General features: G+C 41.2%; 10 protein-coding genes and 1 pseudogene. 4 read left to right on the forward strand and 7 right to left on the reverse strand.

Features of this window, described 5'->3' with window-relative positions; all coding sequences use genetic code 11:
* Positions 1-3 precede the first annotated feature (3 nt).
* From CKW03_RS15055 to hutH, 3 genes are read right to left on the reverse strand one after another with little or no spacing between them, the layout of a single operon-like run.
* Positions 4-2016, reverse strand: a complete 2013-nt coding sequence (locus CKW03_RS15055; protein ID WP_093098508.1) for a urocanate hydratase — start codon at positions 2014-2016, stop codon at positions 4-6.
* Between the two features lie 4 nt (positions 2017-2020).
* Entirely contained in the window at positions 2021-3274 is a 1254-nt protein-coding gene (gene hutI / locus CKW03_RS15060; protein ID WP_093098348.1) for an imidazolonepropionase, read from the reverse strand.
* A gap of 2 nt (positions 3275-3276) precedes the next feature.
* Positions 3277-4845 (reverse strand): histidine ammonia-lyase, encoded by a 1569-nt coding sequence (hutH, locus tag CKW03_RS15065; protein WP_093098350.1) that lies wholly within the window; start codon positions 4843-4845, stop codon positions 3277-3279.
* 78 nt (positions 4846-4923) lie between these two features.
* Between hutH and CKW03_RS15070 the strand changes: the two genes are divergently transcribed.
* The 4 genes and pseudogenes from CKW03_RS15070 to CKW03_RS20920 form a co-directional block, all read left to right on the forward strand.
* A complete protein-coding gene (locus CKW03_RS15070; protein WP_093098351.1) occupies positions 4924-5823 on the forward strand; it encodes a LysR family transcriptional regulator in 900 nt (299 codons plus the stop codon).
* A 146-nt stretch (positions 5824-5969) separates the two neighbouring features.
* Positions 5970-11765, forward strand: coding sequence for an alpha-2-macroglobulin family protein (locus tag CKW03_RS15075; RefSeq protein WP_093098353.1), 5796 nt, complete (start codon positions 5970-5972; stop codon positions 11763-11765).
* Between the two features lie 114 nt (positions 11766-11879).
* Positions 11880-12530 (forward strand): hypothetical protein, encoded by a 651-nt coding sequence (locus CKW03_RS15080; protein ID WP_093098354.1) that lies wholly within the window; start codon positions 11880-11882, stop codon positions 12528-12530.
* Positions 12531-12767: 237 nt separating this feature from the next.
* A pseudogene (locus tag CKW03_RS20920) lies at positions 12768-12894 on the forward strand (IS982 family transposase); the annotation flags it as partial.
* A gap of 81 nt (positions 12895-12975) precedes the next feature.
* Here CKW03_RS20920 and CKW03_RS15085 read toward each other — a convergent pair.
* The 4 genes from CKW03_RS15085 to CKW03_RS15100 form a co-directional block, all read right to left on the reverse strand.
* Positions 12976-15222 carry a sodium-translocating pyrophosphatase gene (locus CKW03_RS15085; RefSeq protein ID WP_093098356.1) on the reverse strand — a complete coding sequence of 749 codons (2247 nt, stop codon included), beginning with the start codon at positions 15220-15222 and terminating at the stop codon, positions 12976-12978.
* Between the two features lie 141 nt (positions 15223-15363).
* A complete protein-coding gene (locus tag CKW03_RS15090) occupies positions 15364-17283 on the reverse strand; it encodes a RecQ family ATP-dependent DNA helicase (protein ID WP_093098357.1) in 1920 nt (639 codons plus the stop codon).
* Positions 17249-19306 carry a ComEC/Rec2 family competence protein gene (locus tag CKW03_RS15095; RefSeq protein ID WP_093098359.1) on the reverse strand — a complete coding sequence of 686 codons (2058 nt, stop codon included), beginning with the start codon at positions 19304-19306 and terminating at the stop codon, positions 17249-17251. The genes CKW03_RS15090 and CKW03_RS15095 overlap by 35 nt, the downstream gene beginning before the upstream one ends.
* 2 nt (positions 19307-19308) lie before the next feature.
* Positions 19309-21264, reverse strand: coding sequence for a ComEA family DNA-binding protein (locus tag CKW03_RS15100; RefSeq protein WP_157739542.1), 1956 nt, complete (start codon positions 21262-21264; stop codon positions 19309-19311).
* Positions 21265-21373: the final 109 nt, after the last annotated feature.

Below are 21373 nucleotides of genomic sequence, written 5' to 3' on the forward strand. Positions count from 1 at the left end.
GGTTTATTCAAATAGGTTATCTATTAATTGGTCATCTACTAATTCTGCTTTGGTAACTTTAAGCGTAGATGTCCTTTCCAATTCAGTCTCAATGGCGCTGATGGCTTCCTTATTTCTAGCCCATGCTCTTCTGGCAATACCATTATTGACATCAAAGAAAAGCATTTGCTTTAATTTACGATCGCTAGCTTCCGAACCATCTAAGACCATTCCGAAACCACCATTGATTACTTCTCCCCAGCCTACTCCACCACCATTGTGGATCGACACCCAAGTAGCACCACGGAAGCTATCTCCGATAACGTTATGGATAGCCATATCGGCTGTAAATTTACTGCCATCGTAAATATTGCTAGTCTCACGATAAGGTGAGTCGGTACCACTCACATCGTGATGGTCACGGCCTAAAACGACTGGTGCGGATAATCGACCATCATCGACTGCTTGATTGAAAGCTTCCGCAATTCGCATCCTACCCAATGCATCTGCATAGAGGATACGAGCTTGCGAACCCACCACCAATTTATTGTTCTCCGCTTCGGAGATCCATTTGATATTATCTTCCATCTGTTGGACAATCTCGGAGGAGGCATTTTTTTGAAGTTCCTTCATCACTTCCAAGGCCAATTGATCGGTCAATCGAAGGTCCTCTGCCTTTCCTGATGTACAAACCCATCGAAAAGGACCAAATCCATAATCAAAGCACATAGGCCCAAGGATGTCCTGCACATAGGAAGGATATTTAAAATCGATTCCATTGCTAGCCATTACATCCGCACCAGCACGACTGGCTTCCAAAAGGAATGCATTCCCATAATCAAAGAAATAGGTTCCTTTTGCCACATGTCTATTGATAGCATCTGCATGGCGAACCAAGGTCCTTTGGACCTCTTTCTTAAATTGCTCTGGATTATTGGCGATGAGGTCGTTTGACTCTTCAAAACTTAGATCCACAGGATAATATCCTCCAGACCAAGGATTATGTAATGAGGTCTGATCGGAACCCACTGTAATTGGTATATTCTGTTTATCAAATTGTTCCCAAACATCAACGATATTACCGATATAAGCTATTGAAATCACTTCTTTCTTAGCCATAGCTGCTTTTACCGCCAAGATTAGACCTTCCATATCTTCCAGCAAAAGGTCTACCCAACCTTGCGCATGTCTTTTCCTTGCTGCGGCGGGATTAACTTCCGCACATACGGTGATACAACCAGCAATATTACCTGCCTTAGGTTGTGCACCACTCATTCCACCCAAGCCAGATGTCACGAAAACTTTGCCTTGTATTGATTCTCCTTCAGGAAGATGTTTTCTGAATGCATTCATCACAGTGATGGTGGTCCCATGAACTATTCCCTGTGGACCAATGTACATATAGGAGCCGGCGGTCATCTGTCCATATTGGGTCACCCCCAAGGCATTGAATTTTTCCCAATCATCAGGTTTAGAATAATTCGGGATCATCATTCCATTTGTCACGACTACCCTTGGTGCATTTTCAGATGATGGGAAAAGTCCCATAGGATGCCCAGAATACATGTGCAGGGTTTGCTGCTCGGTCATCTGCGACAAGTATTTCATGGTCAATAGGTATTGTGCCCAGTTTTGGAAAACAGCGCCATTGCCACCATAAGTGATCAGTTCGTGCGGATGTTGCGCAACTGCAGGATCCAAATTGTTTTGGATCATCAACATGATAGCTGCAGCTTGCTGGCTCTGTGCTGGATATGCGGAAATAGGCCTTGCATACATTTCGTATTGAGGTCTAAACCGATACATGTAGATACGTCCGTAAGTTCTCAGTTCTTCCAAAAACTCAGAAGCCAGTTCAGAATGCCATTCTTTTGGAAAATAGCGCAATGCATTTCGAATGGCTAACTTTTCTTCTTCCGGACTTAATATCGCCTTGCGTTTTGGGGCATGGCTTACTTTATTATCTAGAATAGCTTTTGCAGGTAATTCTGAAGGAATACCCTGCAAGATTGCTTCCTTAAAATCTTTTTCTATCATGTTATTAATCATTTCTAACAAATACTTCGATTCCATTTTTCCACACGGCCTTTGGCTGTAATCCGCCTTGCAGGTAGGTGATGTTTTGATAATTATCCGTATCGTATACAACGAAATCAGCCAGTTTTCCTTCCATCAATCGTCCCCTATCGTCCAAATTCAAGGCCTTAGCAGCCCTGTAGGTTATCCCTGCCAATACCTCAGCATTGCTAAGCTTTTCCATCGTTGCCAAGATACTTGCGCTTTCGATCAATTTACCCATTGGGGCAGAACCAGGGTTCCAATCCGTTGCAATGGCCAAGCTAGCGCCAGCATCCAATAGCTTCCGCGCTGGGGTAAAGGCACAGCCTATACCTAATGAAGCCGCGGGCAATGCCACCGGAATCACTTCTGAACCTGCCAATAAGCTGATTTCATTTTCAGTAGAGGCTTCTAAATGATCGGCAGAAACTGCTGCTAATTCAACTGCCAGTTTAGAACCAGAGGTGCTGAATTGATCGGCATGGACCGTAAGATCAAAGCCCATTTCTTTGGCTTTCTGGTAATATGGTAAGATTTGTTCCGCCGAGAAGGCACTCTTCTCAACAAAGGCATCGATCCGATTGGTTAAATTCTCAGACTTAAGGATAGGGAAGAGTTTCTCCCCCATTTCAAAAAGATAATCTTCGGCATTCCCTTCATGATCCTTAGGATGCATGTGAGCAGCAAGGCAGGTCGAAACCAGATCTACATAAGAGGATTGGTTTGCCTCTTTGATGGCACGAAGGGTTTTCAATTCCTCTTCCACTTGAAGACCATAGCCGCTCTTAACCTCCACAGTCGTTATACCTTGTCTCAACAGGGCATCAGCACGTTTCAGGGTCAAAGCTTTTAATTCTTCTTGGCTACAAGCACGAGTATGTTTTACGGTGCTCCAGATACCGCCACCAGCTTCTGCTATTTCTAGGTATGAGCTTCCGGCATTACGCATGGCAAAGTCATTAGCTCGGTTTCCACCGAAGGCGATATGGGTATGGCAATCTATATATCCAGGAAGAGCAACAAAATCGCCTTTCAGTTCAACGATTTCAATATCCTTTGGCAAAGCCTCTTTCAGGCCATTAAAATCGCCTACAATGCTTATTTTACCATCAACGACATAAATACCTGCTTGTTCTATGATTTCCAATTGTTCGTCTTTTAAAGCACCCTTCAGCGGCAAATGCTGCATAGTCAGCACTTGTTTGAATGATCCTATTAACTTTCCGTTCTCTTTCATGATCAATAGTTTTCAAAATATTCAGCAGCATCCCCAAAATATGGGATATTATTTTCCTTGGCAGCCTTTTTTGCTACCTCGATCAACTCCCCAGATTTAATGATGGCCAAAGCATTGTCCAAGATATCCTGCATAGGTTGATCCTCCTCAATATGTGGAATCCTAGTCCTGATATGTTGATGGATAGCCTCGATCACTGCAGTCGACTGTTTCGGATTGTGGAAATCCTTCGCTTGAGCAGCACACAGCATTTCAATACTTAATATCTTATCCACGTTATCCAACACCTGCAGGAGTTTCCTACCTGAGATAGAACCCATACTCACATGGTCTTCCTGTCCTAATGAAGTTGGGATGCTATCCGCACTAGCCGGGAAGCAAAGCCCTTTGTTTTCACTGGCGATGGCAGCGGTACTGTATTGAAGGATCATAAATCCAGAGTTTAAACCTGTTGCCTTCATCAACAATTTAGGGACGCCATTAGTTTCACCTTCAAGAGATAAGTAAACCCTACGGTCAGAAATATTTCCCAATTCAGATACTGCAAGCGTAGCATAGTCTAAAGGCAAAGCAATCGGCTGACCATGGAATGAACCACCACTGATGGTCAGTTCGCTATTGATGATGATTGGGTTATCAGTTACCGAATTGATTTCAGTCTCAATGATTTCCTTAAAGTGCAACCAAGCATTCCTAGAAGCCCCGTGCACTTGTGGGATACAACGCAAGGAATAAGGATCCTGAACACGGGAACAATTTTTATGGGATTCCAGAATCTCGGATTCTTTCAACAAATTGAATATAGTAGAGGCGACAAAAGTATTCCCTTTATAAGGTCTCAGTTGATGCAATTCAGCAAAGAAAGGCTTGATAGAGCCATTCAATCCTTCGATCATTAAGGTCGCAATCAGGTCGGCATTATTCATCAATCTATTCATTTCCACCACTGCTTTTACGCCATGGGCTGCCATAAATTGCGTACCATTGATCAGGGCCAAACCTTCTTTGGCGCCCAATTGGATAGGTTCCATTCCAAATTCCTGAAGAACGGATGCTGCATCGACCGATTTACCATCTTTCCAAACTTTCCCTAAACCAATCAAAGGCAAAAACAAGTGTGATAAAGGGGCCAAATCTCCAGATGCACCCACAGAACCTTGCTTGGGAACAACTGGAATCACATCATTCTGAATATGCCAAATAATACGTTCTACTGTAGTCAATTGGACTCCCGAAAAACCTTTTGATAAGGCATGCACTTTTAGGATGAGCATGAGCTTGCTCAATTCCTTATCAATATGCTCGCCTACCCCGACGGCATGGCTTTTCAGTATATTTTCCTGTAATTTTTTAGTATCCTGAGGACTGATCAAAGTAGTACACAATGGTCCGAAACCCGTATTGATTCCATACACCACCTTACCAGCATCCACAATCTCTTGCACATACTGGGCACTTTGGTTTATTTTACTGATGGTTTCATCAGTCAATAACCCTGAGCATGCTGAATTCGCAATAGCCATGGCTATTGAACTATTCAAATAATCTTCTCCGTATTTAAAAGTTTTCATAATATTTCCCTATGTAACCCAAATTTACCTGCTATATTTGATAATTGGCAATATCAATTTTAGCAACAACTGATAACCATGAATTATCAAATAGAACTTAGACATCTCTTATATTTCAAGGTCGTAGCCGAGGAATTACACTTCAGAAGGGCAGCTGAGAGGCTTTTCATCGCTCAGCCGGGACTTTCCAGACAGATCAAGCAACTGGAGGAGTATTATGGCACAAGGCTCTTTATTCGCGACAAGCGCAATGTGGAATTGACCGAAACAGGGATTTACCTTAAAAAAGAGGTGGATTTGATTTTCAACCAACTAGATAATGTCAAAGACCATATCCAAAAGATTTCTGAAGGCAAGATTACCTCATTGAAGCTCGGTTTTATCGGTTCTGCCGTCCAAGCCATGTTGCCCCAATTGCTGGTGGAGCTGAAACAGAAGCAACCACTGATCGATATCACGCTCAATGAACTCGCCAATGAGATTCAGATTGACATGATCAATAAACAAGAATTGGATTTCGGATTTGTACGGGTCAAGGACACGCCGATTGGCTTAAAATCCATTCCCATCTTAACGGAACATTTCTCCTTGGTGGTTCCTAAAAACTCAATGCCTAGGCCAAAGGGAAAAGTAAATCTCCATGATTTTAAAGAAGAATCCTTTATCCTCTTTTCAAAGGAGTATAGCAACTCCTATTATGAACTGGTGATGAGTATTTTCGAGGACCACGATTTTGATCCGCACGTAGCGCTTCGCACAGTCAATGCATTAAGTATTTTTAATCTAGTCAGCCAAGGCTTGGGCGTGGCCATTGTACCTACTTCCTTGAAAAAAGGCTACCATACCCATGTTGATTTCTTAGAATTAAACCACCTGCCACAGCGCACCACACTTTCCCTTATCTGGAGTAAAAAGAACAGAAACCCTGGCATTCCCTTCCTATTGGAAATCGTTGAAGGTTTAATAAAAAAGCAATAATTCTAAATATAAATTCCTCAATAGAGATTTCTTTCAATTATAAAATATCAGCTTTTCTCCATTATTTTTTTTTTAGCTTTATGGAATCACTTCCTTTTCTGCATCCATCGCAAAAACAAGGTTATGAACTTTAAGGTTTATGTTATATGAAACAATTATTCATCCTATTATTCGCACTTACACCCATCCTGCTATTCAGTCAAGAATCTAAAACGACAAACATGATAGAAGAAAAATGGAAAGAAGTGGACAGACTAATTTCCATTGGGAATTATGAACAGACTGCCCCATTTCTGAATGAAATAAAAACTTACGCCAAAAAATCTAAAAATGGCCCAATGGAGCTTCGAGCTATCTTAGCAGAGAGCCAATTGCTTCAAGTCAATACCACACAAGAAGACTTTTTTGATAAGGTTGACAAACACTTCCAAACCAACATCAACCAAACAGAGGGAGTTCAAAGAAGTCTACTCTATAGTTTTTATGCCCAGTTTTTAGGAAGCAATATCGATTACTATAGCGAAAGCAAGAATAAATTTTTAGAGGCAGATGAAGAAGCCAAGTATAAAATCTTGGACTCCCTGTTCAATAAATCCTTGGAGAACAAAGACCTTCTCTTGAAGCAACCTATTGAAAACTGGAAATCACTCTTTGCTACCAGCAAAAATCTAAGCCTCAGTCCTACGCTATACCATTTCAATATTAATCCATACCTCGCTTTTTTGCGAAGGGATAGGGAAAAGAATGCAGCAAAAATCAAAAATATATCAGAAGATTTGCTCAGTATCAATAAAAAAGCAGGATACGCTGATGCGACCTCCTATTTATTGGTGAACAATATTTCCCCTAGCTATCAAAAAAAAGATGGCTATGTTGATGCTTTGAAAAACGTAATTGCCCAAAACAAGAGTGATTATAACGCATTCATCTATGCCATCATTGCAGAAACCTTGAACAGCAACAATGAAACAAAAAAGGCAGTCGAATTCCTAACCAAAGCAAAACAAGAGTACCCAACATCCCCTTGGATCAATGATGTTGAGCTCATGGATCAACAATTAAAAAGTGTTGAAATACAGTTTTATAATCCTCAGATAAATCCTTCCAATGTCAACAGTCCTGTCCGGCTATCCTTTAAAAATGCGGAAAAGCTCTACTTGAAAGTTTTCAATGTGACCAATACCCCAACAAACTATAAGAAATTTGAAGTAAAATTAGATAGCATAACGAAAAAAGTAGGGGTAAATGCTGAAGAGGTGTATGCAGAGGAAATCCCAATAAAATCTTTTGATGATTATAAAAGACATTCAACCATTTACAAGATAAATGCTCTTCCTTTTGGCAATTATGTAGCCCTTATTTCAAACAATCCTGAATTCAAGGCTGATGGTCTATTCAATACCGTGTCCTCATCAAGTTTTATTGTTTCGGATTTATTTAACTACACAGAACTGGAGAAAGGGAAGAATACAGAATATCTTTTCAAAGGTTTGCTGATCAATCGAAAGACGGGTTTGCCTTATGCTGATAAATCGTTGGAGATCTATGATGTAAATTCAGGAAAAGCACCAAAGCTGGTTCATAAAATGAAAACTAATCAGAATGGAGAGTTTTCAGTAGATATCAATAAGGATTCATATTATCGCTATCAATCTGGGGCGATGCTTTACCTTGCCGAGGAAAAGCAGATCATCGACATGGCTGCTCCTTTAAATTATAGCTTTTCGCAGATCGAGAAAGAAGAGGATAGGGTTAGGTTCAATACCAAGATCCTAACCGATAGAAGGATTTATAGACCCGGTCAAAAGCTTTACTTCAAAGGAATTGTTTATAACAACAGCTCATTAAGTGGAAAAGTAATAGAAGGTAAAAAACTAGATGTTATCCTTCAGGATGCCAACGGTCAGAAGGTAGACTCCTTGTCTTTGACCAGTAATGCATTTGGTTCTGTAAACGGAGAACTTCAAATCCCTGCCAATACCTTGGCGGGCGGATTCAATATTCTGATTATGGATAAAGGAACCCAAATTGGCTATCACTACCTAAGTGTGGAAGAGTATAAGCGTCCTACCTTTAGCGTTAAATTTGAAACCAATAAGGAAACCTATAAACGCTCAGATATAGCCGAATTTGTTGGAAAAGTGGAGTCCTATTCCGGTGTGCCCCTAGTAGGTTCATCAGTGAATTACAAAGTACAAATAAACTCCTATGGTCGTAATTATACTAGTTTCACCTTAGCGGATAGCTCAATTATCGCTGATGAGCAAGGAAAATTTACCATCAGGATTCCATTAGAAGATACCGCATTAAATAAATTGGAAGATTTCAACATCAGTGTAACCGCTGAGGTCGTAAACCAGACCGGTGAAATGCAGCAAGCATCTGTTTTTTACACCTATTCGGACAAGCCTTGGTTAATCAATATTCTAGGTCCAAGAATAGAAGAAGCTGGTAAATGGAATAAATTATTCATTAGTACCGTGAATAAAAACAACCAGCCCTTGCCCTTGACCGGTAAGATAAAAATCTACAAGTATCCTGAACCTAATATTGCTTTACCGGATCAATATGACAATATATTTAAAAATGTGGATTACCATATTTTCAGTAATGCAGAGTACAAAAAACTATTCCCAACCTCATTTGATGAGTCTTTAATCATCAAGAAACCTTCAGAATTGGTAAAAACCTATTCCTTTGACACAAGGGATACAAGTCTTGTGAAAATAGACTCCAACTTGTTTCCAAAAGGAAAGTATTACGTTGAAGTCATTTCAATCCAAGGAAAGGATACCATAAGAAGGCAAGCTGATGTGAGCATTTTCGACCCTGTTACCAAAAAGAGCAGCGATCATGACTTCCTCACCTACAGTTTTGATAAACCAAATTATGGTCTGGATGAACAGGTCAAATTAAATTTCTACACAGATGTCCCTAATGCAAAGGAAATAATTCTTTTCCCAAGTAACTCCTTTGGTAAACAAGAGACTTTTACCATTCCTGTAAAGAATGGTCGAGCAACCCATGAATTCAAATTTGATAAGGAAAAGTTTTCACGAGGTTATCAATTGGACGCTATATTAATTGTAGACAACCAGATTGAAAATAAATTCATCAGCGCTCCTAAGCGAACTGATGATCAAGATTTAAAAATTAAAATCAGCAGTTTTAGAGATAAAATTACGCCAGGAACAAAAGAGAAATGGAGCTTTAGCATCTTGCAAAAGGACAAGGTCATTCCTTCCGAGGTCTTGGCTACCATGTATGACATGTCATTAGACGTTTTTGGAGCTAATTATTTCCCTACCTTTTTTGACAGATATAGCCCATCCTATTACAGGCGATATAATTTTACCAATTTATTCTACGCTTCATCAGCCTCAAGTCCCTATGGCTTCAATGAACAAATTATCAATGCAGTAGGCAATGAATTACCTTTAGTCAACAATTATGGTCTTTGGGATAATTATTGGTTAAATCGCGGTGTCAATAACCTGCATAACTATTATGATGGTCCCCTTCTAAATAGAGCTGGTTCCGCCGTTGAAGTGAAAGGTATGCAAAGAATGGCTAAAAACACAACATCTGCTGTCAATCTTGAAGCAGCAGCCGATGTACATGAAGTAACGGAAGAAACTGTACAATTATATGATGAACTAAAAGACCCTAATCTTAGGGCACAAGTTGAAGAATTAAAGAATAAGAAACAAGGAGTAGACCTCTCTCAGGTCCAAGCACGCAAGAACCTTCAGGAAACGGCCTTCTTCTACCCGAACCTGTACACCGACAAAGATGGCAACATCAGTTTCGAGTTTGACAGTCCCGAGGCCCTTACCAAGTGGAAGCTCTTGCTCTTTGCCCATGGCAAGAACCTCGAGGTGGGTTCCGAACAGTTCTATACCCAGACCCAGAAGCAGCTGATGGTACGTCCTAACCTGCCTAGGTACTTCCGCGAATCTGACCAGATCGAGATCATCGCTCAGGTACAGAACCTCAGCGGCAAGCCACAGCAGGGTAATGCCAAGATCGAGATCATCAATCCGGTCGACAATGCCGATATCAGCGAACAGTTCGTGTTGGGCGACATCACGACCGACTTCAGCGTAGCAAAGGACAACAACCAAACGGTATCCTGGAAGCTCAAGGTACCTGAAGGATACCCAAGCGTGCAGGTCAAGATCGTTGCGGCAAGCGGGGAACATTCCGATGGCGAGATCGTGGAGCTGCCGGTACTGTCCAACAAGGTGCTGATTTCCCAGACCGAGAAGATTGCCCTGAAGGCCGGCCAAAAACAGGACTTCAGCATCGCTTCTGCCGGCAAGGACAATCTACAGGCCAAGGTACAGGTACAGAGCAACCCGATCCTGGAGATCATCTCTGCCCTCGACTACCTCAAGAACTACCCTTACGAATGTACCGAACAGTCCAGCAGTAAATGGTTCGGTCTCAAGATGGTTCAATACATAGGCAAGCACTACCCTGCCATTTCCGATTATTTCAGGACCATCAAGGTAAAGGATACCAAGAGCAGACTGGAGGAGAATACTCAGCTCAACGAGCTGAAGCTGCAGGAAATGCCTTGGCTACGCGACATACAGCATGACAGCAAGCGCTTGGAGGCTTTGGCGGAACTCTTCAATTCCAATATCGAATCCGAACTCAAGGGTATTGAGCAGAAGCTGCTCCGCGGACAGCTTGATAACGGATCCTTCCCTTGGTTCGAAGGCGGAAAGTCCGATACCTATATCTCCATGAGGATACTGGAGGTCGTGGGCAAGGTATTCTACCTAGACCACAGCCTAGTGAACCCGCAGATGAACGGTAGCATGAGACGCTTGGCCACCTATCTGGACCAGGACAGCAGCATAACCAGGGAAAAGGCATCCGCCAATATCGCCCTAGACTACCTATACGCTCGCCACTTCTGGAACTCGGAAGTCAAGGTCCCTGAGAAGAACAGCAAGGTCCTTCGGACCAAGATCGCCAAGGCACCAATCATCACCGCCAAGGGACCTGCCGGCTATGCAGCCAAGGCATGGATCGTCAACCAATTGTTCGGTGATTCCAAGGAATCCAACGAGATCCGCAATAGGATCCAACAGGAGGTCATCCTGGATCCCGACAGGGGCATGTATTGGGAGAGCAACGGAAAGCAGTACAACGACATCAGCCTGCATAGTTATATGCTGGAGGCATACAAGCTCCATGATCCGAGCAAGCTCAATCCGATCAGCCAATGGATCTTCTTCCGCAAGGAAGCCAACTATTGGCGAAACACTTGGATGACCGTGGATGCCATCTACAGCCTATTGCTGGCCAACAATCCAAAGGACTTCAACCTGGACAATGCCGTAACCGTACTGGTCGACGGTCAGAAGGCACAGATGGACTCAGTGGTCCTGGGACAGGTATCCAAGACCTTCAATAAGCAGGATCTTGACCGAAACAGGTCCGTACAGATCGAGAACCACAACGACCGCACGGTCTTCGGTGGGGTATTCCATCAGTACTTCCTGCCAGTATCCGAAGTCAAGGCATCGACCAACGACATCAAGGTCAGCAAACAGTACATGGTAGAGCGGAACGGTAAATGGGTGGAGAGCAATGAGGCCAAGTTGGGCGAAAAGATCAAGGTGGTCATCACCGTCATCAACGACCAGGACTTGGAATATGTACACCTGAAGGACAGCCGACCTGCAGGCGTGGAACCTGTATTCGTACCTTCGGGCTACAGCTGGAGAAACAACTACTATTTCACCCTGAAAGATGCATCGACCAACTACTTCTTCAATTCCCTGCAAAAAGGGAAAAGGACTTTCGAGTACGAGGTCAAGGCCAATAACCTAGGGGAATTCAATTCCGGGATAACCAGCATCGAAAGTATGTACGACCCGACCGTGAATGCAAGGTCAGATAACAAGGTCATCAGGATCGTTAAGTAAAAATATAATTACTATTGGAAGCTCCTAAAGAACAGGAGCTTCCATCAACAAACTAGTGATAAATGTTAAACTGAGATAATTATTTCTAAAAAACAACTATTAAATTATCAAATTGTGAAAGAAAAGAAAAGAAACAAATCATATTCAATTGTTTTAAAAATTATTACAGGTATTATTTTTATCTATGGCTTATATTTTGTCATAAATTCATTTATTTTAATAAATGATTCTAAAAATTATTCTAAATACATTACAAATAATATTAATACTTTAGAAAATGATACTCTCTTATACAATTTGTTGCCAAAGGATACCGGAATAATTGAAGATTTCAATTTTGAAGAATTAAAAAATTCAGAAAAAATTGTAACATATAGTTTAAAAAATGAACAACATTTAATTTTTAAATTTCCTCTAAAAGTTAATGAAATTAAATCCAATAAGGGGAATCCTAGCACTTTAACTGGACTTAACAAAGTGCTAAATGTTTTTCCAGGAACCCAGTTAAACTACAAATACAAAAATATTGATAAACTAAAAGTACATTCAACAGATTTACAAATAATATCGAATGGAAATGTTATTCAAAAAGAAAATTCAATAACTTTTGATAAAACAAGTTTTATTGATTATAAATTTAATGATGTTTCATTACTTTATTTACAAACGAATAACCCAAATTTAACGATCACTTGTCAATATTATTTTTTTGAAAATTATTTTGTTATCGAATTTTCCGCCAAGGACAAAAGCCTTACTACCTGAAACCATAAAAATAATGCGAATGAAAGGTGATTGAAGTTTGTCTTGAATTGATTATGAAGATTAAACTAGTAAGAACTAAAATCTTACCTCCTAAAATTAATTGCTATAGCTTTTATTTTCGGGTCAGATATAGCCTTGTTAACAAGGCTACTGGATTCATTTAATATCGCTTGATCTCCTTTTTTAGAATTTTTAGACGACATTATGTCCTTTAATAAATCTTGTTTTGAGACATTTTTACATAATACCAGACATAGATCAGTAATCAATTTCCTGTTGAATATCTTGAGGGCATTAATTGGATATACTTTCTTCTTTAAAATAGTATGAACAGCAAGAAAACCAATTATTCCTAGCAGCTTAACGAATCACGTTATTCAAAAAAAGAAAGCCCTCTGTCGCAATTTGCTTGACAGAGGGCTTTTATTTTAGAAAGGTTTAATGCTTATTTATTTTTTGTGATTATCGGTTTATGATCAACCATAACCACTTTTTCTTTATTTTCTACCTTATCCTTCTTTGCATTTTCTGCGAGGTGATGACCGCCCAAGATTGGAGCAATGACCAACCCTACTAGACAAGTCAATTTAATCAAGATATTCATGGAAGGACCAGAAGTATCTTTGAATGGATCACCAACGGTATCTCCGGTTACTGCTGCTTTATGCGCATCAGAACCTTTGAAGGTCATCTCACCATTGATCATAACACCAGCTTCAAAGGATTTCTTGGCATTATCCCAAGCTCCACCGGCATTATTTTGGAAGATCGCCCACATAACTCCTGAAACTGCAACTCCCGCCATATACGCTCCTAATGCCTCTGCACCCATCACAAACCCAACAATGATTGGGGTGATAATGGTAATGGCACCCGGCAACATCATTTCGCGCAATGCGGCTTTGGTGGAAATATCCACACATCTTCCATAATCAGGTTTTCCAGTTCCTTCTAAGATGCCTGGAATTTCACGGAATTGTCTTCTTACTTCGTTCACCATATCCATCGCCGCTTTACCTACCGACTGCATTGCCAAAGCGGAAAATACAACTGGGATCATACCACCAATAAACAAGGCTGCCAATACATCGGCTTTGAAAATATTGATACCATCAATTCCGGTAAAGGTCACATAAGCTGCAAATAAAGCGAGTGCGGTCAATGCTGCTGAGGCAATGGCAAAACCCTTTCCTACCGCAGCTGTAGTATTACCTACCGAATCCAAAACATCCGTACGCTGGCGCACCTCTTTTGGCAATTCGCTCATCTCAGCAATACCGCCCGCATTATCGGCAATTGGCCCAAAGGCATCGATTGCTAATTGCATAGCCGTGGTCGCCATCATGGCTGAAGCCGCAATCGCCACTCCATAGAAACCTGCCAGTTCATATGAACCCCAGATTGCCAAAGCAAATAGGATGACCGAAGAGGCTGTAGATTTCATACCGGTCGCTAAACCGGCAATAATATTGGTCGCCGCACCGGTAGAAGAATTCTGTACAATATTCAAAACTGGTTTCTTACCCAAACCGGTATAGTATTCTGTAAAAGATGAAATCAAACCTCCAACCGCTAAACCAACAATGGTTGAATAGAAAATATTCATTCTAGGGACATCCTGATAGCCTTCACCAAAAAACTTCATCTGGATAACCTCTGGCAACATATACTGGATCAAAAAGAAACAAGCAACCACCGTCAATAGGATCGATGTCCAGTTTCCCATATTCAAGGCCTTCTGCACTTGGTTTTCACGGGCATCATTTGATGAAACCTTAACCAAGAAAGTACCGATGATAGAGGCTAAAATACCAACACCAGCAATCACGATAGGCAGCAAGATCGGTCCCATGCCATTAAAAGCATCCGTGAACTGTGATCCATTTACTTCCGACATGTCCTTGATGATATAGTTACCCAGCACCATCGAAGCCAATACGGTTGCCACGTAAGATCCAAATAGATCGGCCCCCATCCCAGCAACATCACCCACATTATCCCCAACGTTATCGGCAATGGTCGCTGGATTACGAGGATCATCCTCTGGAATCCCAGCTTCTACCTTACCTACTAAATCCGCTCCAACGTCAGCTGCTTTGGTATAGATACCACCACCTACCCTAGCAAATAGGGCAATGGATTCCGCACCTAAGGAAAAACCTGCCAGGGCCTCCAAAACAACGGTCATCTCCATATAGAAATTTCCGCCTTCGGTCAAAAACATCTTAAGGAACAATAGAAAGAAAATGCTCAATCCCAATACCGCCAATCCGGCTACGCCTAATCCCATAACGGTACCTCCAGAAAAGGAAACCTTAAGGGCTTGTGGTAGACTGGTTCTGGCTGCTTGGGTTGTTCTGACATTGGCCCGCGTCGCTATCCGCATCCCGATGTTCCCCGCCAAAGCCGAGAAAAAGGCACCACAGATAAAAGCAACAACGATAATCCAATGGGAAGTCTCTACCAAAGTAGATACGATGAAAAGTGCAATCGATGCGATCACAACAAAAATTAACAGGATTCGGTATTCCGCCTTCAGGAAAGCCATCGCCCCCTCTTGGATACTCTTGGAAATGGTTTGCATCTTGCCGTCGCCAGCATCTTGCTTACCAACCCATCCTGCTTTGACAAACATAAATAACAGACCCAATACAGCGAGTGCTGCTGGTAAATAGATGATAAATTGTTCCATACAAAGTTTATTTGGTTAGTATTAAAGATAACACATTTTTTTATCAATATACAAGCGTACAAAAACTTGTTTGATTTCGTACTCAATCGATAAACCTTGGAAGAACAATTACTTAGGATCGGCTTTTTTTAAGGCGACGGATCAGAGGGCATTCCAACTATACAGCTCGTTTTCCAATTTCACCTCATCAGAATCAAGCAGCTTTCGGAGGACTTTGAGGCGGTCCTCATCTTTGCCTATTTCTATTGCCTCGATCAGATCATGTAGCAACATGGGCTTTGCCAGCAAAAGGAATTGAATCTTCTTTTCAATGGATTCTGCCAAACCAGATTTATGCTCACGAACCACACAAAGATCGCATACCCCACAAGGTTCCTTGGCTTCTTCCCCAAAATAATGCTGCAAACTCAAACTACGGCAATCCTTGGCATCCAAGTAATGATAGATAGCCTTTACCTGATCTTCCTTGATCAGCTTTCTTTCAGCAATAAATTTGGTATCGATGTAGAGGTTCTTATAATCTACCCGGGGTTGCAAAAATTGGAGCTGTGGGTAATCCGTCTTGGCCACATAGGTCATCAGCTCTTGCTGTTGCAGGTACCGCATCATCCGCACTATCTCTTCATAGGGCTTGCTCAGTTTCTTGGCAAGTTCAAATTCATTGATCGGGACATAATAGTCAAAAACACCACCATAAATCCGCAAAATGGCTTTGATCAATGGGTCATAGGCAGCACTCTGTACCTGGAATTTATAAAGTTCCTGAAAATCCACCTCGAATTTAATCCTTGCCGGAATATAGACCGCTTCACTCAATGACAACCATTTATCCCTTTCCAAGAACTTCAGGGAACTCAGGGTCTTGACCACCTCCAATTTATATTTCTTGGCAAAATCGACCACGTCGAAATCATAGGTCAAGCCTTTTCCAGCACCATAAGCGATCTGAAAGTAATTACAGAGATGATGGTAGACCTGTTGGATATATTGAAAATCTGGAAAGCTCAGGTCTATATTTTCCCAGAGTTCATTGCGATCGGCCTGCTGATACAATAAGACTGGATAGGCTTTTTTTCCATCTCTACCTGCCCTTCCAGCTTCTTGATAATAGGCCTCTAGCGAATCAGGAATGTCCAAGTGAATGACGAAACGTACATCAGGTTTATCTATTCCCATCCCAAAAGCATTGGTGGCCACAATAACGCGAACCTGGTTACTTGTCCATGCATCCTGTTTTTTGGAACGGCTTTGCATATCCAAACCTGCATGATAGAAATCGGCCGGTATGCCATGGTTCAACAGATAGCGAGCCACCTCTTGGGTTTCCCGACGGTTTCTTACATAGACAATCCCCGTTCCTCCGATCTTCGAAATAATCTTCAACATCCGTCCCATCTTATAGTCTTCCTTGAAAACCATATAGCCAAGGTTTTCCCTTCGGAAACTCTTGGATAGTACATTTGGCTTCACAAAGCCCAACTTCTCTTGGATATCTTCTACCACTTTAGGGGTAGCAGTAGCAGTCAATGCAAGAATTGGAACTTTGGGCTGTAATTCCCGTAGTTTGATCAGCTCCAAATAGGAAGGTCGAAAATCATAGCCCCATTGTGAAATACAATGCGCTTCATCAATGGCAAAAAGATTCACCTTCATGTGGCGGATCCTTTCCTGAACCATATCATTGTATAGCCGTTCGGGAGCCAAATAGAGGAATTTGATATTGCCGAAAATACAATTGTCCAAAGCAATGTCCACTTCTCGGTGCGACATGCCTGAATAAATGGCAATTGCCGAAATACTCCTCTTCCTGAGGTTTTCGACTTGGTCTTTCATCAAGGCAATCAATGGACTGATCACGATGCAAATCCCTTCTTGGAGCATGGCAGGAACCTGGAAGCAAATGGATTTCCCCCCACCGGTAGGCATCAAGGCCAAGGTGTCATTTCCCAAGAGGATCTCATGGATAATTTCTTCCTGCAAAGGGCGAAATTTATCATATCCCCAATACTCTTTTAATATGGATAAGCTAGTTTTTTCCATCGTGATTACTCTCCCAAACATACGCAAAATTATCCTTCAATATGTAATAAGCCCTGTTTACCCTTTTTAATTCTGCAACCGACTTTTCAATATGCTGATCTGAATTGGACCCATCCAAAATGGTTATGGAGGCTTGCAATTCCTTGGGTAACCGAGCATTGTTCCTGAGCAGTAAAACTTTAGAAGGGCGATGATCCTGAACACTGGAATTCTGAATATATAGATCCAGATCATCAGTGATATGTAGCAATTGATTTTCATTTTTAGGATGCAATCTATCGAACTGTACATCTTTGCTATCGACATATTTCTTTAAATCTGGAAACACAGAAAACTTAAGGCTTTTATGCTGGAGCGAATCACAGGTACTGATTAAATGCACATTCCCTTGCCTGATATAGGCAAGACACAGTTGTTTACGGGTATTATATATTTTTAGGCCTTCAAATGATCGATGCTCCAGCCTGGTCCTAAGGACCATGGAAAATAACAGGATAAAGGAAAATACAGCCGGATAGATAAAAATTTTTGCCTGCTTCTGAAAAGCTATAAAGAGAAAGATTAGGCTAATGTAGGAAAGTATGGTAATGGAAGCATCTATTATGATTCCATGTATGCTAGAAAACGGAATGGAGTCCATATACTTAAGCATCTGATAGGAAAATAAAATGCATTGATTCAATAGCTCTCCAAAAAACTCACCTATTCCATCCATCGGAAATACGACTAATCCTAAGCCAGCATATAGGATGATAGTGGAAGGCAAGCTAATCAATAAATTGGATAGCAAAAAGAAAGTCGGGAACTGGTTGAAATAGAAAATTGCTAAAGCTGTAGTCGTCAATTGTGCAGCAATAGAAATGTAAAGTAGATCCAAAAGCTTATTGACCCCATTATTGGATGAATAATACAAATATTGAAGGATAGGAATAAACAGTAGGATGCCAATAACCGCAAGATAGGATAACTGAAAACCTATATCAAAAAGCATAAAAGGGTCAAACAGCAACAGAAGAAATGCGGAGGAAAAGACCGTATTTAAGGAAAAAATTACCCGATTGCGCCAATGCCCTATCAAAAACAAGCTAAACATAAAGGTGGCCCGCAATACGGCTGGCACAAAACCACAGATAAGAGCATAAAACCATATCATACAAAGGGTAAAAATATATCTGGCCTTCCTGCCCTGCTGAAATCGATCTATTGGTTTTAGGATCAGATTCAAAAGAAAGAACATCAAGCCCACATGCATCCCTGATACACTCAGCACATGAATGGTTCCGGTGTTAGAGAAGACTTCCAACAATTCATCAGACATATCTGTACGATACCCGAAGGTGATGGCACTGGCAATCTGAAAAGCTGAAGGATCCCTTATGAATTTCCTGAAATTAATCTGTAGCCTTTCCCGGAATTGCAAAACCCAGCTTTCAAATCTATTCAGCTTTCCTTTTCTAAGCAGCAATACTTGTTCCCTTGGAATGAATACCTGATAGAATATCCCTTTTCCTTTCAAATAGGATGAATAATCAAATTGACCTGGGTTAAAGGCAGGGGCCAGCTCCTTGACCTTGGCTTTAAACCCAATGATATCCCCTTTGTGTAAATCAGTAAGGATAGAATCTTGATCCCAAATAGTTGCCATAAGGCGGGTACTATACGCAATTGAACCAGCAGCTTGATGTTGGAATTCCAGTTCAATCCGACATCGTAAAACCTGGCCTTTTCTAATGGGTTCATCCAGTAATTTTCCAGAATAGATTAGCTCATGGCTTAAATCCATTTTTTCTTTGGGCATTTTTAGCGCAAGGCTGAACATCCCTATCAGAAACAACAGGACATAGATCAGCAAATGGAGTTTCTTAGGCTTTTTAATCCAGCCATAAAGGAGCAGAAGAAAGAAAAGGATTAGGATCAATAGGGCCAGACCTTGGAAATAGGCATAGTCCCAAGGAATAAAGAAGGATACTAAAATGCCAAGGGTAAAGAAAAGAAATACCCGAAAGAATGGAACCTGCTCTAATTTCAAATCCCGAAACTCCATGCTTACCAAGAATAACGGATCTGTACCTTGACGTCTGATTTATTATTGTCTGCAATCTCATCCAGTCCAGAGCCTAACTTGTCATCAGCAAAATAATGTGTCAAGGCATATCTTAGCCAAATATCAATTCCTTTAATAGGTCTCAACTTCTGGTTCAAATAAGTCCGAAAACCTTTCCGGAAATAAGATGGAAAGGAAAAACCATATAATACATCCCTTTCATAAGCAAACAATCTGGCATCATAGGAATCCGAACTAAAATAGGCCAAGCGAAGATTCCCGCCTATTTTCCATTTGGGTCGATTCCAGATTAAATCCTGATAAACCATGATAGCATGCTGCTTACCAAAATTCGTTTTATGGAATTCCTTGACTTCCACTTGATTTCCAATCTGCAAGGAATTATTGAGCTTATAGAGGAAAATCAACCTCAATTGTTGCCTAGACACATCCGCGATACCTTTGAATTCTTTCTGATCGGCATTGAAGTTTTCCTGATAGAATTTATATTGATAACGTAATCTCAAGTGCCCTTTTCTATACCAGATATAACTCAATTGGGTTCTTCCCAGAAAGGAATATGAGGGTAATTTAGTGCGGTATTTCATCCCCGGAAAATTCACATAATCCAATCCATTCATCCATTCTATTTTTCGAGTTGGGTGGAATGTAAATCCTAGATTGAGGCCCTCTTCATTTGCTAAATTGGATTGTACCTGAAAAGACTGGGCAAAAAAGGCATGATAATCCTTTGCATAATTTCTATAAGAAATGGATATGGAGAACTTCCTCCCAAGTGCTGCGATCAATCCATGATTATGCGCCCAACCCGTCCCGAAGGAATGCGCTGACTCCCCAAACATCAAGATATTGTACAGGTAATATTGATAATAGGCCGAAACATTCTGTAAGTATTGACCTTCAAATCTGTGCTGACTGTATGGTCGGGTATTGAGCTTGAGGGGTAAGTCAAATTGGGTATGCAATAGGTTAGCACCAATTTTTAGGCGGGAATCCATATAACCTAATTGGAGCCCATAAACCATTTGATGCAGCCTTTTTCGGTTGTTCAATTCGCTTGGCGTTCGATGTAAACCAGAATAATTGATGCTACTGACAAAAGGATAAGAGCCATCAGTATTTAGGCTGGCTGAAAGTTTATTGAATGAAAAAAATGGCGTAAACTCAAATGCCTTTCTTTTGACCTGTACGGCTATGCCTCGCATAAATTTACTTTCCATCAATCCAGTATGGGCTCTAATGCCTAAGCCCTGCTTCATGATATTTGCCACGGAAGCAGATCTGCCCAACACTGCTCCATTCCATAAGGACAGGCCTTGGCCAAACTGCAAAAGGTAGTCGCCAACAATAAGCTTTTCAAAGGGACCGATCTTATTGATGAGAACGGAACCTGAATAATAATCGAAACCCATCCTTTTTTGGTCAACAAGAAAAGGTTCGCCGGCATCCTTTTTCATATTGAGGCTAATCTTGAGTTTCTGACGGGCATTCCAACGGATACGGTTGATAATCTTATCGGGAGTGCCCAAATACCTTGACCTTTTGGGATCCGCGATCTCATAACCCCTAGGCACCTGTAATCCTCGGCTATAGGTCATCATCCAAGATCCATTAGCTTTCTTGACCAATCCCCTTAAATCACCCTCTCCATCCAGTAGATTTTCATTGACCTTGACAAATGGAAGCAATTGTTCCAGTACTTCCAGATTGATACTGGGAATAACCTGAAGTTCTAATGTGGAGATAAAGGGTCCAGCTTTCTCCCGATGCCTTAAGATCTGCTGCACCTGAACTGGGGTAAGGAAAAATAATTGATGCAGGTCTTCTGCGGTAGCCCTATTCAAATCTAAGCGTCGCTTTAGGTAGTAGGATAAGGTTTCTGCATAATCGGATAATTCTGTAGGCACTTCACTTTCATCCTGAATATGGTTGACCATTATTTCCTCGGCTTCAGTTTCATTTTGGGAGTATACAGATAAAGGAATAAGGCATAGGACGAAAAGAAAAAACAAACTTGGAAAAACACTGTACATTCAAAAAAGCAAT

It is taken from the genome of Sphingobacterium mizutaii, from assembly GCF_900187125.1.
In the GTDB taxonomy this organism is placed as follows: domain Bacteria; phylum Bacteroidota; class Bacteroidia; order Sphingobacteriales; family Sphingobacteriaceae; genus Sphingobacterium; species Sphingobacterium mizutaii.